The organism is Nitrosopumilus sp., assembly GCF_025699255.1.
Lineage (GTDB): Archaea > Thermoproteota > Nitrososphaeria > Nitrososphaerales > Nitrosopumilaceae > Nitrosopumilus.
Genome location: NZ_JAILWA010000003.1, coordinates 201,718 through 217,252, shown reverse-complemented (window position 1 = coordinate 217,252; position 15,535 = coordinate 201,718). Strand labels below are relative to the sequence as shown.

General features: G+C 32.6%; 15 protein-coding genes. 2 read left to right on the top strand and 13 right to left on the bottom strand.

The genetic code is table 11. The features are described 5' to 3' along the window. Positions 1–152 precede the first annotated feature (152 nt). The 4 genes from nrdD to K5781_RS05050 form a co-directional block, all read right to left on the bottom strand. Positions 153–2,327, bottom strand: a complete 2,175-nt coding sequence (gene nrdD / locus K5781_RS05065; RefSeq protein WP_297441405.1) for an anaerobic ribonucleoside-triphosphate reductase — start codon at positions 2,325–2,327, stop codon at positions 153–155. A 114-nt stretch (positions 2,328–2,441) separates the two neighbouring features. Then, positions 2,442–2,603, bottom strand: a complete 162-nt coding sequence (locus tag K5781_RS05060; protein WP_297441403.1) for a hypothetical protein — start codon at positions 2,601–2,603, stop codon at positions 2,442–2,444. Positions 2,604–2,673: 70 nt separating this feature from the next. After that, a complete protein-coding gene (locus K5781_RS05055; protein ID WP_297441401.1) occupies positions 2,674–3,039 on the bottom strand; it encodes an OB-fold domain-containing protein in 366 nt (121 codons plus the stop codon). 1 nt (position 3,040) lies between these two features. Beyond that, complete coding sequence (locus tag K5781_RS05050) at positions 3,041–4,204, bottom strand: thiolase domain-containing protein (RefSeq protein WP_366847943.1); 1,164 nt, start codon at positions 4,202–4,204, stop codon at positions 3,041–3,043. A gap of 47 nt (positions 4,205–4,251) precedes the next feature. On the opposite strand from K5781_RS05050, the gene K5781_RS05045 reads away from it, so the two are divergent. Beyond that, the gene (locus tag K5781_RS05045; RefSeq protein WP_297441397.1) at positions 4,252–4,716 is read left to right on the top strand and encodes a DNA topoisomerase; all 465 of its coding nucleotides are present in this window, start codon (positions 4,252–4,254) and stop codon (positions 4,714–4,716) included. On the opposite strand, the gene K5781_RS05040 is transcribed toward K5781_RS05045, so the two are convergent. The 9 genes from K5781_RS05040 to K5781_RS05000 form a co-directional block, all read right to left on the bottom strand. Beyond that, positions 4,700–5,506 (bottom strand): carbon-nitrogen hydrolase family protein, encoded by an 807-nt coding sequence (locus tag K5781_RS05040; protein WP_297441395.1) that lies wholly within the window; start codon positions 5,504–5,506, stop codon positions 4,700–4,702. The genes K5781_RS05045 and K5781_RS05040 overlap by 17 nt on opposite strands. A 169-nt stretch (positions 5,507–5,675) precedes the next feature. After that, a complete protein-coding gene (locus K5781_RS05035; protein WP_297441393.1) occupies positions 5,676–5,852 on the bottom strand; it encodes a tautomerase family protein in 177 nt (58 codons plus the stop codon). Positions 5,853–5,885: 33 nt separating this feature from the next. After that, a complete protein-coding gene (locus K5781_RS05030; protein ID WP_297441391.1) occupies positions 5,886–6,653 on the bottom strand; it encodes a rhomboid family intramembrane serine protease in 768 nt (255 codons plus the stop codon). Between the two features lie 40 nt (positions 6,654–6,693). Next, complete coding sequence (locus tag K5781_RS05025) at positions 6,694–8,250, bottom strand: peptidase (RefSeq protein ID WP_297441389.1); 1,557 nt, start codon at positions 8,248–8,250, stop codon at positions 6,694–6,696. Between the two features lie 201 nt (positions 8,251–8,451). Further along, on the bottom strand, positions 8,452–9,075 hold the full coding sequence (locus K5781_RS05020; protein ID WP_297441388.1) for a hypothetical protein: 624 nt from the start codon (positions 9,073–9,075) through the stop codon (positions 8,452–8,454). Between the two features lie 12 nt (positions 9,076–9,087). Beyond that, on the bottom strand, positions 9,088–9,768 hold the full coding sequence (locus K5781_RS05015) for a hypothetical protein (protein ID WP_297441386.1): 681 nt from the start codon (positions 9,766–9,768) through the stop codon (positions 9,088–9,090). 141 nt (positions 9,769–9,909) lie between these two features. Then, a complete protein-coding gene (locus K5781_RS05010) occupies positions 9,910–10,359 on the bottom strand; it encodes a winged helix-turn-helix transcriptional regulator (RefSeq protein WP_297441384.1) in 450 nt (149 codons plus the stop codon). A gap of 77 nt (positions 10,360–10,436) precedes the next feature. Continuing rightward, a complete protein-coding gene (locus tag K5781_RS05005) occupies positions 10,437–12,305 on the bottom strand; it encodes a plastocyanin/azurin family copper-binding protein (protein ID WP_297441382.1) in 1,869 nt (622 codons plus the stop codon). A gap of 42 nt (positions 12,306–12,347) precedes the next feature. Then, on the bottom strand, positions 12,348–14,120 hold the full coding sequence (locus K5781_RS05000; protein WP_297441380.1) for a hypothetical protein: 1,773 nt from the start codon (positions 14,118–14,120) through the stop codon (positions 12,348–12,350). A 110-nt stretch (positions 14,121–14,230) separates the two neighbouring features. Here K5781_RS05000 and K5781_RS04995 point away from each other — a divergent pair, with 110 nt between their 5' ends. Continuing rightward, positions 14,231–15,532, top strand: a complete 1,302-nt coding sequence (locus K5781_RS04995; protein ID WP_297441378.1) for a hypothetical protein — start codon at positions 14,231–14,233, stop codon at positions 15,530–15,532. Positions 15,533–15,535 lie beyond the last annotated feature (3 nt).

The following is a 15,535-nucleotide window of genomic DNA, read 5'->3' as shown; positions in this document are numbered from 1 at the left end:
TGACAACGCTCCAATGTACATTGGATCGGATCAAATAAGAATATGAAGATCATATCAACATAACTTCAATAACAATTAACGATGATCGCGATATCTGAAACTGATCAAAATATTTTGAAAAATGATCGGAACTAGTTTTTCATTTACGAAAATCAGACAACGTAAGGAGACTTACACTTTGGACACTTGTCATCAAACTGTTCATCTTTGAAACCACATTCACCACAAATTGCTGTGTGTCTAACGGGTTTGAAGGAAGGCGTAAGTTCAGACGTCTTCTCAATTGATTTTTTAATATCCTCAACTTTTGCATCCTTGTCAATATCTAATGTTACAAGTAAGCCTCCATTGAGTAATTTTGAGAGTTTGTTACATTCTGAAATAGGCTCACTTTTTACCGTATAGTCAGAAACTTCTGAAGCATTAACCAACACGCCTTGAGAATATGAATCAGCATCCATAGAGTTCAGAGAGGAGTTTTTACCATATTTTTCTCCATCAAGGCTAGCAAAACGAGTAGAGCCTTCAGTTTCAGTCATGGAAATAGCCACTGTATCACCCAATTCTTTGCCCTTTTTGGCACCGACATCAACTGCTGTTTCAATGACTTTGTGGAGTATATCTCGACCTTCTTTATTATCTTGGAATCCTAAAATATTGAAAACAGCTTCTTTGATTCCAACCAAGTTTACAACAAGAGAAACAGAACTTCTTTGCATGTATTGTGTATTCTTTGCAAGGATTGGATTGAGACCTCTTCTTGTAAGATCAGAAATTTCTTTTTTTCTTAGTGCCATTGAAGCTAATGCAGGTTTCATCAATAAAGCAAGTCTTGCTCTAAAGTAAGTTTCATCTTTATTTGATTCAAATGCTAATCTTGGAAGATTGATTGAAACAGATTGTAAAATGATTGAAAGTGGACCAGATGATTTGGTAGAACCGTTAGTGATTCCATAACTTGATGTTTGACCTTTAGCAAACATTACTTTGCCACCAATAGAAATTATTTCTGAGACTTCTTGAGATACATCAGTTATCTTTCCTTTATCAGCATCAATAATTAATCCAATTTTTGGAATTGGTGTGATCTTTGTATAATTTTTGTATGCACTAATTATTGAATTAATAATTTTTGTGTCAGTTCCTAATTGTAAGCGAATAGAAACATTAGTGCTAGTCTTATTGTATTTTGAAGTAGTTGATGCAGTTGCAAATGCATCAGTTAATTTTTGTTCTAACTCAGGTAATGATTTTGAATGTTTAGCAAATAATGCAACTAGTCCGTCAAGTACAATTTCTTGTGAAGCTTCCTTTGATAGTAATGCAATTGCCACAGATAGTGCACTTGTAATTTCATCAAGTTGTTTTGATGCAGGAATTCTTGATACATCAAGATATTTTCCACCAAGATCAATTCCATCCTCGATTAATTCCTTAATGTTCACAAATATTGTATCAGGAATCATTGACCAAATTCCAGGATTAGAAATATGCAAGTCTCCAGAAAGATGAGAATCTGCTACATCTTTTGGTAAAACGTTTGTGAGAAGATGCTCGGCAAATACTTTTTGTCCAGTATTGAACAAAAGGCCTTCTGCACCATTATCCACATTATCCAAATTGGAAATCATTTCTTGTACATCATAAACAGGCAGGCCTAGGCGTGCCAATTTGTTCCTGTACTCCTCATGACCGTGCTCAAGAAGTACAGAATTAACCATTTCACGAATTAATGCACCTGTAAGATATGTTGTTTGATATTTGTAAATTCTATTTTCAACTTCTTCGGTAATTTTTTGTGCTAATTCTAATGGAAGACTTCCTTCTCTAACTAATGATTGAATAATTTTGTGTGAGTTAAATTCTTCAATGGATTCAGATGATGTTCTAACATACATTTTTCCACTTTCAATAATTGATCGTTCTTCAATTTGTCTTGCCAAACTTAGAACAAGTTTTCCTAGATTTGTAATTGTATAACGTCTTTCTGATTTATTTAGTGCAACAAGTGATTGTCTAAGTAATTTTCTCAAGTGGTATGCAAATTTTCCACTTTCTTTTTTGGATTTGAATCCAGCTAGGGACTTTAATTCTGAATAAGTTAATGGGCCCTTAGAATTTAGGATTCTGAGTATATCTATTCTATTAGGACTGGCCATAACAGAAAAGATCATCCTAACACGTTTTGAGGTAGATTGTAATATTCCGCCTCTCTTTGGATCTGAATCGTCTACATCATCATCTAGATCCATATCTAGATCATTGTCATCATCTAAATCAGCATCAACATCTAAGTCTAATTCTAAATCTTCTTCCTTCTGTTTCACTGTTGTTTCTAAAAATAAGGAGTAAATAAGACTTATGACTAGATTATTTGTTACAGTTTTTGATCAAATTTTATCAAAATGAAAAAAATAATCTTTGATGAAGATCACTTTTGATTATTTTTCTTGAACATCTAGTGAAAATTCTGATGTTGAAAGCTTTTGTCCACAAGATGGACACTTTCCATTTGATGGATTAAGGACATCTTTTAGAGATTTTAGCATCTTCATGTTTGAGATCTTTTCTCCACATTTTCCACATGTAATTTCTACTGACATGAAAATGATCTGATACGCAAAATAATTAAGAAAAGATTTTGATTTTTTTTAATAATTCAAGCAAATAATTTTACTGTTTTTCGATGATAATTCCGCGTTCATCAAAACCAGTAATTTTGGCTCTTGTCCCTACAGGTAGATCATCAGGGGTGGCAATTCCTGCCATAAATCCTGAAATTCTCAATTCTGTATTATCGACTTGAAGTACAACAAAAGCATAAGGAGTGTATTTCTCAAAGCCCGCAGGAGCCACAGTGATTATGGTGTATGTGGCTATAGAGCCTACTCCATCTAAGACAACATCCTCAAAGCCCTTGCTTCCACATTTTAGGCAGTAATAAGCAGTAGACAAGTGAAGATACCCACATTCGGTACATTTGTGAGTTAAGAATTTTCCTTGTTTTGCATATTCTATAACTTGTTCTTCAACAGTCATTTTACACACTTTGGAAAACATGTACAGCACAACTTGCACCAGTTGCACCAAAATTATGAGTTAAACCAATTTTTGCATCTTTAACAGTTCTTTCACCAGCTTTTCCAGTAAGTTGATCAAATACTTCTACTACTTGTCCAACACCTGTTGCACCAATTGGATGTCCTTTTGATTTAAGACCGCCTGATGGATTAATTGAAATATCAGAATTTAATTTTGTTCTGCCTTCACGAACTGCTTGGATGCCTTGACCTTTGTCAAAGAACCCCAAGTCTTCAGTATCAACAACTTCTGCTATGGTAAAGCAATCATGTACTTCTGCAAAGTCAATATCTTTTGCAGTAACACCTGCCATCTTGTATGCATCTGCTGCTGCAATCTTAGTACTAGGAATTGTAGTCATGTGTTCACGTCCTTGTAATGCTGCAGGTGAACCACCTCTACCAGATCCTATTACTTCAATATAGTCACCACCATGTTCTTTTGCAAATTTTTCAGAACAAAGAATAACGGAACTTGCACCATCAGAGAAAGGACAGCAATCATAAAGCTTTAGTGGACTTGCAACAACTGCTGATTTCATTACGTCATCAACAGTAATCTTCTTTTGCATGTGAGCTTTTGGATTAAGAAAACCATTATCGTGATTCTTTACTGCAACTGCAGCAAAGTCTTCTTCAGTTGCATCAAACTCTGTCAAGTAAGCTCTTGCCATAGATGCAAACAAACCTGGAAATGATGCACCAGCTTGACCTTCATAGAAAAAGTCAGAACAATATGCAAAATAAGTTGTTGTCCATTCAGTTCCAGTGTGAGTTACTTTTTCAACACCAGTTACTACAAGGCAATCATAAAATCCTGCTGCAACATTTGCATATGCTTCTCTAAATGACACGGAACCACTACCACATGCAGACTCTATAGTTAATGATGGTTTATCAGGAATTCCTAATCTGCTCATCAATACAGGACCGATATGGACCTGCTTGTCAGCTACTCCAAAAACGTTTGAAATGTAAGATGCTTTGATCTCTTTAGGATCAATACCTGCGCTCTCTATGGCTGAAACCGATGCCTGAGTAGTAATATCAGCAATACTTTCACTTAATTTTCCATATTTGGTGCTACCAGCGCCAAGAACGCAGACCTTTTCCACAAATGTCACTGACCCATTTCCCTATAAAAATCGTTTTAGTAAACTCATCATAGAAAATGCCAAGAAAATCAAATCTCAAAACTGTTCAAATTAAAAAACCAGTGATAAGACATGTAGTAAAAACCACAAAGTCAAGAACCAGTATCTTCAAAAAAGAAATTATTCAATATTTTGATAGTAATGGATTTCTTTCTTGGTCATCAAAAGAGAAAAAATACATCATTCTTGGAACAAATTCACCCAAAAAGGGACTTGTTCCATGCCCTGAATGTAAACTGGGTGAATTGATGGTAATTAGATCAAAAGCTACAAGAAAGCGATTCATGGGCTGTTCAAATTTTTACGGTGGATGTAAAGCATCATCCCCGTTGTTACAAAAAGCAAAAATGAGAGCAACAAAGATGCCATGTGATGTTTGTAAATGGCCAATGATAATTTTTCGTTATTCACGAAATCAAAAATGGACTAAACAATGTGGCAATTATAATTGTGACAGTAGAAAAACTAAGCCTTCAAAGTAGGATATACATCAGTTCTTCTGTTTTTAAGTAATGGTAAAATTTTTCGTGTTTGTTTTACTAAACTCAAATCAATGTTAACAAAACTTATTCCTTGTTTCTTTTTCATGTCTAGTAAAATTTTTCCATATGGATCTACAACTAGACTTCGTCCACAGTAAATATTTCCAACTTGATCTGGTGCAATAACATAGCATCCATTTTCAATTGCACGTGTTTTGTTTATTGTAATCCAATGTTCTTCTTTCATTTTTCCTTTGACCCAAGCTGATGGAGCAACTAAAACTTCTGAACCTGCAGCTGCAAGTGATCTTGACATCTCTGGAAATCTTAAATCATAACAAATCATCATGCCTATTTTTCCGATAGATGTTTTTACAGGCTTTGAAATTTTTGAGCCTGATTTCATTTTATCGGATTCTCTAAAGCCTAGTGCGTCATAGAGATGTATCTTACGATAAGTTGAGATTACTTTACCTGATTTATCAATTACAAAAGCAGTATCATACACTCTATCTTTTGTTCTACTCTTCTCATAAAATGAACCTACAACTTGAATTTTATTTTCTTTTGCAGCTTTTGAAATAGATCTTACAAAGTTTCCATTAATTGTTTCAGCCAAGTTTGCTAATTGTTTTGAGGTTTGAGATGAATTTGTATAAAACATCATAAATTCTGGAAATGCACAAAGTGTTGCATTTTTAGATGCAGTTTTTGAAATGTATAAAAGAATTTTTTTTAAATTAACTTCCTTATTTGTTGATGCTTTGAATTGAACTACTGCCACTTTCATAAAATAGATTAATTGTATGAGAATAAAAGGATAAACTTGTGGTACAATTCAGAAATGTACCATTTTCTTATTATGTAAAATTATTCTAAACAATACAAAACCGACCATAGTGTGTATGTCATCCCTTGACTGGAGGGATATTTTCCAGTCAAATATTTTTAAAAAATAATTAAAGTTGGTTTCCTGCTAAAAACCAATTTTCTTTAGGATTGTCTTCAAAAACAACAATTACATGATTTTCTTTTGTCTTTAGAATATCAACTGCTGATTTTGTAATTGCTTTTGCATATTCGTCTTTTTGTTCCTGAGTTCTTCCAGGATACATAGACACGGTAATCAAAGGCATACGAATTGCAAACAAAATCAGTGATTTATTCTTTCAATAATCTGGTCTGTAACCATATCTTGTGCCGTATGTAAAGTCAGAACTGTGCATTTTTTTGTAAATGTATCCTGTTCCCAGTCCAACTACAAATCCACCAATGTGTGCAAGATATGCTACACCACCACCTGCAACACCAAACCCACCAATGAAAAATGGAAGTAGGTTTTGAAATACTAGCCAAAATGGTAAAAACCAACGAGCCTGAATATGCATCATCCTCCAAAAGAATCCAAGCATCAAGAAAGTCTGAATTCTTGCTCTTGGAAAAATTACAAGATATGCTCCCAATACTCCAGAGATTGCACCAGAAGCGCCAACTGCAGGAATTGAGCTGCTAGTATCACCAAGAATGTGAATCAATCCTGCAGAAACTCCCCACATTAAATAAATTCCAAGATATTTTACTTTACCAAATTTTTGTTCAATGTTATCACCAAATATCCACAAAAACAATAGATTGCCACCCAAGTGTATCAAACCACCATGCATGAATGTGGATGTTAGTAGACTAATTTCTGAAATTGCAGGACATTGTAAGATTCCATTTCCGGTATCAATTCCAGAATATTCTCCTGTAATACATGCGGGAACTGCTCCCCAATTGTAAAACATTACAAATGCATTTTGATTTGAAAAGTCAAAGAACTGTCCTGTATATGCAACTTCCATAAAAAATACAATTACATTTACAATGATTAACGCATAGGTTACTTTTGGTTTGAAACCTGGAGGATGGGGATTCTCATCCCTTAATGGAAGCATTGATGATTTGGTTTGATAGAAATTTGTATAATAAGATTATTCAGTTTTCAATTTGGACAATGCCTTCCTTAATTAAATATTGAATTCCTTGAATGAATGAAGTATCATCTATTGTGCCATCTGACCACCATCCAGCGTTGTTTTTGATCCAGGATGGAATATCAGATGAATTTGACTCAGAGTTTTGAGTTGTAATTGGAACTTGTAAAATTTTTTCTTTAATCAAGAATTGAATTCCTTGAATGAATGAAGTATCATCTATTGTGCCATCTGACCACCATCCAGCGTTGTTTTTGATCCAGGATGGAATATCAGATTGAATCTGATTAGATGGTTGTATTACGATAATAAAATTTCCTTTTGATAGAGAATGTCCATTAATGTTTGATAAAACAAAATTTGCAGTACCTGATTTGGCATCATCAAAAATTATTTTGTGAATATTAGGATTAATCGAGTTTGCATTTCCAACCAAATGTTTAGAATAGATTTCAGAACCCTTTTGTATTATGGTTAAATCATATTCAATTAATTTTTGAGATCTATCAGAGAATAATTCTTCAAAGCTTACAAAAAATTTTACTTCTTCTGATGTATGAATAATCTCAGGCTCCCAAGAAAGAAATACTTTGTATCTTAAATCAGGTGTTGCAAATTCAAGAGGAAAAGTTACTTGTTGGTTTGGTTTTAACTCAAAATTCATGGTATTATCTGAATCAAGGATTGCACTATCACGAATTTCCTTGATTAATTTTTGATTCAAGACAAGGTGAATTGTTCTATCTTCAAAGGAATAATCATCAATTGTCACTGCATCAGCAGGTAATGCGATATCATTTACTATTGATGTATAAGTTGTTGAAAGAAAATCTCCAAAGGTGTTAGGAACTCTTATTTCTTCATGTACGACACTGAGCTGTTCAATATTTTGATTCCAGTCAAAGGGCATTGAGAATTTTATTGTGTTTGAGTCAAATGAAAAATTATTGATTTTATCAAAGTATGAAATTAGTTGTAGGGTATAATCTTCATTTGAATTACTTTTTACATCAAAAAAATTATTTTCTGCAAGACTAATTGCACCTTCTAGTATTATTTCTTCAGATAGCACATTAGAATCAGAATTGATTGTTAGAATTTTTACTGTATAGTCATATAATCCTCCAGATGTAAATACAGGGCCCCGAATAACTATGGGCTCAAAATCTTTTTTTATCCAACCACCAGAGAGAGGTTCTTTGCTTCCCTCAATTGTTGTTTTGTCAGAATTATCAGTTAGGACTTTGATGTTTAAATTTCCAAGCTCATCATGGAAAATATCTTTGAAAAGAAGTTTACCTTCTTTTTTTAATTCAAAGTCAAATGTTACATGTTCAATTATTGCAGAAGAGTCTGTGTCGTATAGCTTTAATGAAATATTTGTTTCAGAATTATTTTCATCATATACTGATGGAGAAATTCCAATGGATAGCGTTGCATCTTTTCCATTAATGGTTACTGGTGGAAGAACTTCTCCACCTAGACCGTGACTAAAAGCATCTGGAACTAGTCCAATTGCAAAAAATATGCAAATTGTAAGAGCAAATAGAATTTTCAAGTTTCTATCGCTAGGTAGATCTATTATTAAAATTTCATTAATTTAAAAAAATAAAGTGAGAAACTGGTACCAAGATGACTCCTCCGTTTCTCACCCAACTATGGCTTGTATGAAATTGTTTAATCATTATAGATAAAAACAAAATTGGTACATTCGTAGTATGTATTAAAAATAAAAAAGAAAATAGTTTGGAATAGGCAGTTAATCGTCTTTATCGTGCTTAACTTTTTTTCCTGGGAATTTACCGTCATCTATGTCCGCAGTACAACCAAATCCACCAAACCATGATGGATTGTTAAATGCTGAAGGATCTGGGGCATCACGACAAATTGCTTTTACATCTATTGGAACGTCCATTACACCAAAGTAATTGACAGTTCCAGTTACATGATAACCATAGATTCCTGGCTCAGCTAGAATTTGTCTAGCAAAGTAGTGGCCTGGATCTCCATGCACTGCACCAACTGCAACATCTTTCTCTAAGGGTTTGAAACCTTTGTCTACTGCTTTGTTGAATGCTTTGTCATTTTTGTAATAGTATTTGTCTACAGTCAAATCAGCTTCTGCAAGATCTAACCCTGTTCTGGTATCACTGATGAATAATTCCATTGGATGTTTTCCATCATGTTTTCCAGGTTCTTGTGCTGCTGTTGGTTCACTGTTATGTCCCATGATGACAGTTATCAAACGATGTTCACCATTTGGAAGATTAAATCCAATTACTTGTCCACCGTGAGCAAATGCTTGCTCAGATGCTGCTCCTGCTAGTACCATTACTGATGCAATGGATGCTACCAAGAATAGTTGTGTTTTGTTTGTATTCATTTTCATAATCTCCTATTGTGATGAATGTCCTAATCCATCATTATCGTGGTCGTTATCATTTAGATCATAGATTACGTTTCTTGTCAATTCAATAACTGGTCCATTCTCATAAGGATCATCAGCTATACTTCCAAGAACTCTTTGTACATTGATGTCAACAATATGTCCTGGTTTAAACTCAATGTCAGCACCTGAGAGATTTACTAAATCAATATCAGTAACTCTTGGAGCGCCACCATTTAGTGGATCAGGAATATGTGCATGGAATACACATTGATCAGCAGTACCTGTCAATTTTGGCGAAGATACAGTGTTTATGTAAAACAATGGAATTGGTTCCATATGTGTACCTGCTGCATGTTCATCAATATGTCCTGCAATTGCTGTAACTAATGGTTGGTATGTATCATTATTTGGATCATCACCGGGTTCACCATCAACTAGTTCACAAGGAGATGTCAGCAAGAAATGTCCTGAAACGTAATTTGGACTAGCATCATATAGTGGAAATACACCACCTGCTGGTAGTGTCATCCCATCTAGTCTGATGTGAGTATTATCAGGAATAGTTCCTTCCGCAACACCTGCTTCAAAACTGTGACTCGCAAACGAAAATCCACCAAATGCTAATGCAATTGTTAGTATCGCAGTACCTGCAATCATAGATATTCTGTTCTGTTTTAGAATAGTCATTAGTGTTGATCTTAGTACTATGTTAAAAACAAAATTGGTACATTGATAACTTGTACTGGTAGATACAAAAATGTCATTTTATGTTTGTAGAATGTACCAAAAAACAAATTTTGTAATATTTTTCTATAAAAAATATGAATTTTAATCGAATTGATATTTTTTGATTAGTTTTTGTATTAATGAATTTTGTTTAATATAAAATATTTTTTTAGAGTCTTTCATTTCAAAAATTATCAAATCATTATTCAACAATTCAGACAAATTTTGAGAGATTGTTGGTGAAGATTTTCCAACTTTCTTTACAATTTCATGAAATTCCATATCATTATTCAACAATAAGGAAATTATTTTACGTGATGTTTCTTTTCTTAAAAATTTGATGACTTTAATTTCTTCTAGATTAATTTTGGGTGAAAAAAATCTTGTTTTGTCTCTTTCTCTTTTAATAAGAATAACTCCTAATGATTCTAATTTGTTTAGATAATGTGTAAGAACACCATTTTTCAGTCCCGATACACGAATTATTTCAGAAAAATGCAATCCAGGATTTTTGTAAATAATCTCAGTTAATAGAGTAGATCTATCAGTCACAATAAAAAAAAATAGAAGAGCATACTAAAGAAAACTGGTTCATTTACAAAATGTACTGGTATAGATTACAAAGATAGTTAGACTTGTAAAATTCCATTACTGATTAGATGTTGAATTCCTTGTACAAATGCTTCATCATCAATTGCACCTTCAGCCCACCAACCTGCATTATTTTTAATCCAACTCGGAATTTCACTTCCTGATGATTTTCCAGATGTAGTTTGTGGGATATCTAAAATTTCATTCGTAATTAAAAATTGAATTCCTTGTACAAATGCTTCATCATCAATTGCACCTTCAGCCCACCAACCTGCATTATTTTTAATCCATTCAGGAACAAGAGGTGTAATATCCCCAACAGAAATTGTACCTATCATCCAAGGATGTAGTGTGCAATAATAGTCAAAAATGCCCTGTTTTTCGAATTTGTTTGAAAATTGTCCACCTGCAGCAATAATTCCACTATCAAAACTGTCCGAATTACCATTATCAGGAGTGCCAGAAGTAACAGTATGAGCAGAACTGTCCATGTTGTTCCAAAGTACTATTTGGTCAATTTCAATCTCTGCGGAAGATGGAATATAACAAGAATCATTGATTTCACATCCTGGAAGAGATGAACCTTTTGCAATATCAATAAAATGATCAGCTATCAATTCTTTTTTTGGTTCAGTTACTTTAAATGAAAATTCTCCAGAGGTATCAAAATTATTTACATTTGAAATTCTAACAATCACAGATCCTGTATCATCAAAATTAATTCTAAAGGAATCAGTTCCATCAAATGCTTCTAATCCTTTTTTTGATTCTACCATTTTTCCATTTAGAAATACATCTAGATCATAAACATTTTGAGTTATTATTGTATTTGTAATAGGATCATGAAATTCCAAATAAAATGTAATATCAGTATTGGGATTGATTTTTCCTTTAGGTGTTAATGACAAGTGAAACTTCCAATCTTCTTCTGATGATAATGAAATAACTTTATCTCCATCTTCTAGTGATGCATCTGCTTTTTGTACATCTCTTTTTTTACCAGATTCTATTCCAAATATGATTTTATCATTTTTATCAGATGGAATTTCATCAAATAGTTTTAGTAGTTTTTTTGATGAAAGCAAAAAATGTATAACAATTTCATCATCACCAGAACGATCAATGGTTCCAAAATAAGAAATATCATTAATTGATAATAATATTTCGTGGTTGTTGAAAATATCTACTGTTTTTGGAATATAATATTCTGCATGCACAAATGGGATTGATTCAATAAAATCTTCATTCCAATTAAATGGCATTTGTGCTGTAAGTTTTTTATCTGTATTATCATAATGAAATTCTTCAATTTTATCAAAATATGTTGCAAACATTAGTTCGTGTGATATATCATCAACTTCTATGGTAAATGGGATAAATTCTCCCATAGTAAATAGAATATGAAAGGTCGAGTCATTTCCTGTAACTTTGATGTTGTCAATTGATAGAATTGTGATTTTTACATCAACCAATCCACCTTCCAAAAAGAGAGGTGCAGTAATTGTCAAAGGATACTCATTTGAGGCTAACCAAGAACCATTTTCCATTTTTTGGCCTGAAAAATTTACAGAAGAATTGGGTACAATCAATGTTCTTAATTTTTCATTAGGTGAAAAAGCATCAAAATCAACTATTTTGATACCTTGACCATCAAATATTTCAATTCTGTATTCAACTCCAGAAACTGTTTCTTTCGTATCATCATTTATTGTTGTTATGTCAAAATTAATTTCATGTTCGTTTCCTTCTAAAATAGAAGGATTTGTTTCAAGTTTTACTTTAAAATAATTTTCATTTATGAAATGAATATCACTTTCTTCACTACCGGTACCTCCACCATACACAGTTTGAATTGAACCAAAAGCTAGAATTATGGAAAAGAAAATGAAAAAGAAATTTTGATTCATAACAATCAACTATTAAATAATTATTTTAACTTAACAGGAATTTTAAACTTTGATTAGACCAGAAGATATCAAATACTTTATCCCATTTGCAAATTCTACATCAGTTAGATGTCCATCAGACCACCATGCAGCATTGTTTCGTACCCACATTGGAATAGATGTTATACTAGCTTCATCACCATTTGTTATTTTTTCAGAAACTGAAACATCAATAATATTTTCTTTTACTAAATATTCAATGCCTTTGGCAAAATCTGGATCATTAATCTGTCCATCAGACCACCATGCAGCATTCTTTTTTACCCAACTAGGAATATCAATATCAGCTGAAACAGGAGTGATTTTAACTCTAGGTGTTTCTACAAAAATATCTGGAGTGGTATCTCGAATAATTCCTCTACCGGTATCCATAACAGTTGCAGAAGTTACAATTTCCAGGGAATCAGCTTGTGTATATGGTCTTGGTAAAGTAATGTCTTCATATTCAATGTAAATTGCATCACCATCAGAAACTCTCAACTGATTTTGTTCCTGAGAAGAATCTTCAGTGGTCATGTAAAATTCTCCAGGAAGATAGTTGATGTAGTGAGGATGCTCATATCCTTTAAAGTAATCAGGCTCATTTCCAACTTCAAAGGCACCATGTCTAGGTACAACTTCTTTTAGAATTGCTTCAGGTGCGACTTGAAATGAAAAGTCTACTTCTGAACTCTCATCAAAAATATTAGAGATTACAATCTTTGCTGAACCACGTTCATCAAAACGAATTGGTTCAACACCTTGACCATCAACCCAGTAACGATCATTTCGTGATTCTATTAATTTTCCATTAAGGTAAATTTTCATGTCATATGAAAGACCCATTTCATGTATGTCAGTCAATCCATCATGCACCATCAAGTTTAGATCATAATCTTGATCAACACCAATAACGCCACCTGGTTCAGTCCAAAAGTATGTTTTCCAATTTCCATCAGGAGTATACTTTGTCAAGGAACTTGCTGCAGGTTCAGTCAAATGGACATCATTAAAACCATCTTTGACTTTGGCATGTTCCATATCCTTTACAAATTGAACACCTACGTTGATACCACTTCTATCTGAATCAGAGTAAACTCTAACATAATTTGTGAAAAATTCTCTATGATGTTTCCATAAATCAGCATCTCTTATGAAAAATGTGACTTTTTCATTTACATCGTATACTGGTTTATGAAATTCTGCTTGACCAATTTGCCAACCATAATAAGCTGATTTTGATACATGTTCATCTTCATTAAATTCCCAATCAACAGTAATTCGTCCATCTGTAGGACTAGTTGCTATCATTACTGCACGATCATGAGCAGAAAGATTTAGCATATCTGCATCCATAGTCATTCCAGGAGTTTTTACTACCGTAAGATAACTATCATGAACAACATATCCCATTTTACCAGTCATTTTAACAACACCCATGAAAATTCCAGTATCAGGACCTGTTTCAGTAAATTCTACATTGTCAACCTCTGCAGCATCAGTGTAAACAGTTATTGGATTAGAAGGGCCACCAATTTGTTCAATTTTGTACTCATCTTCATTCCAGCCTGGAGCATAGATTACCACGTTAATTCTATCTGTCCATCCTATTCCATTGTATCTCTCATGACATTCTTGTAAAGTAAAAGTTTCATTTGCACAAAACTTCATAATTATACCAGCCGTTTTTTTCACATTGCTAAAACCAGACTCTGCAGAAACAGACTGTACAGGAATTGAAATTACCAAAACTGCTACAATAATAAATAATGTCATTAATTGAAAATTAATCTTCATGCTACAATAAAATTGAATTAAATTTTATTAAAAAGAAAATGGTTCATTCGAGAAATGTACCAATTATCTATTAATTTTTTAATCAATTATATTTTATGCACTTTACAAAAATGAACTCATTGATTGCTATTACAATTTTATTTGTTTTAGGCTCATTTCAAAGCCAAGTTTTTGCACAAAATGACGAAATCGAACAAATGTTTCCGGATTGGGTAAAACAGTCAACAATTTTTTGGATAGATGGAAAAATTTCAGATTTAGAGTTTTTAGGATTAATTGAAAATATTCTAAACAAGAATATTCTACCTGAAGAAATAGAATCTGAAGAGAATTTAAAATATTCTGCACAAACAGTGGTGGGCAATGTTCCTGAACTCAATCAAGTAAAAAATTCAGAATTGATTCCTAGATGGGTCAAAGACAGAGCAATATGGTGGATTGAAGGAAAAATTACTGATGAACAATTTCTAAGAACTGTTCATTATTTGAGAGAAATGGGGTATTTGGAATATGAATATGAAAAAAACCTTTTTTCAAATGAAGAAACATTTCATTCAAGTCTTGAAAGATTTTTGCTAAACGATAAAGAAATTTTGAATATTCTCAAAGTAACAAAATGGCGAAGTTTTGCTACAGAATATGAATTTGAAGAAAAAGAAGGAGTCATAGATTCTGTAAAGATTACATTTACTGATATCACTAGAGTCTATGAACCAATTTTTTACAAATTTAAGGTTCCTACAATGAGTATGCAGATATCAGAGTTTAACAACGAAAAAGATTTGGAAAATTACTGGAATTCATTTGAAGGAAGAGATAAACAAACAATTTTTAATTCTGCTCATCTAACTGGAAATCCAAATGATAATTCAGAATGTTTATTCAATTATACATCAGAAGGTGCAATTACATCATGTACATATGATAACATGATCATTCAAGTAATTATCTATGATCAACACAATGAACACTACAATTATGATTCTGAAGATCTAATTCTGGATGGAACTGAACCAACGAGTAGATTTGCTGGAGAAATTTTGAAAAAAATTAGTGATAAAAAAAACCATTTGGTAAATAATCAATTACATCAAGTTTTGCAAAACAATAATAAAAATCCAAAATATATACCAAAATCAATAGAGCCTGAAAAATCAATTACTCAGGGAATAGATAATTTTTCATGTATGAATGACGATTTTGGATTAGTTACAGTTTCAGGAAAATATCATAATGACAGTATTAAAAGAGAGCAAATCAGTCTAGTTATAACATTTTTCGATAATGAAGAAAACATCATGGGTAAATCTAGAACATCTTTGTATGACATTAATGAATTTGAGTCTAAAAGATTTGTAGGTCATACAAAATTAGACAAGAATTTTCGTTCATGTCAAGTAAGTATAGAATAAAAA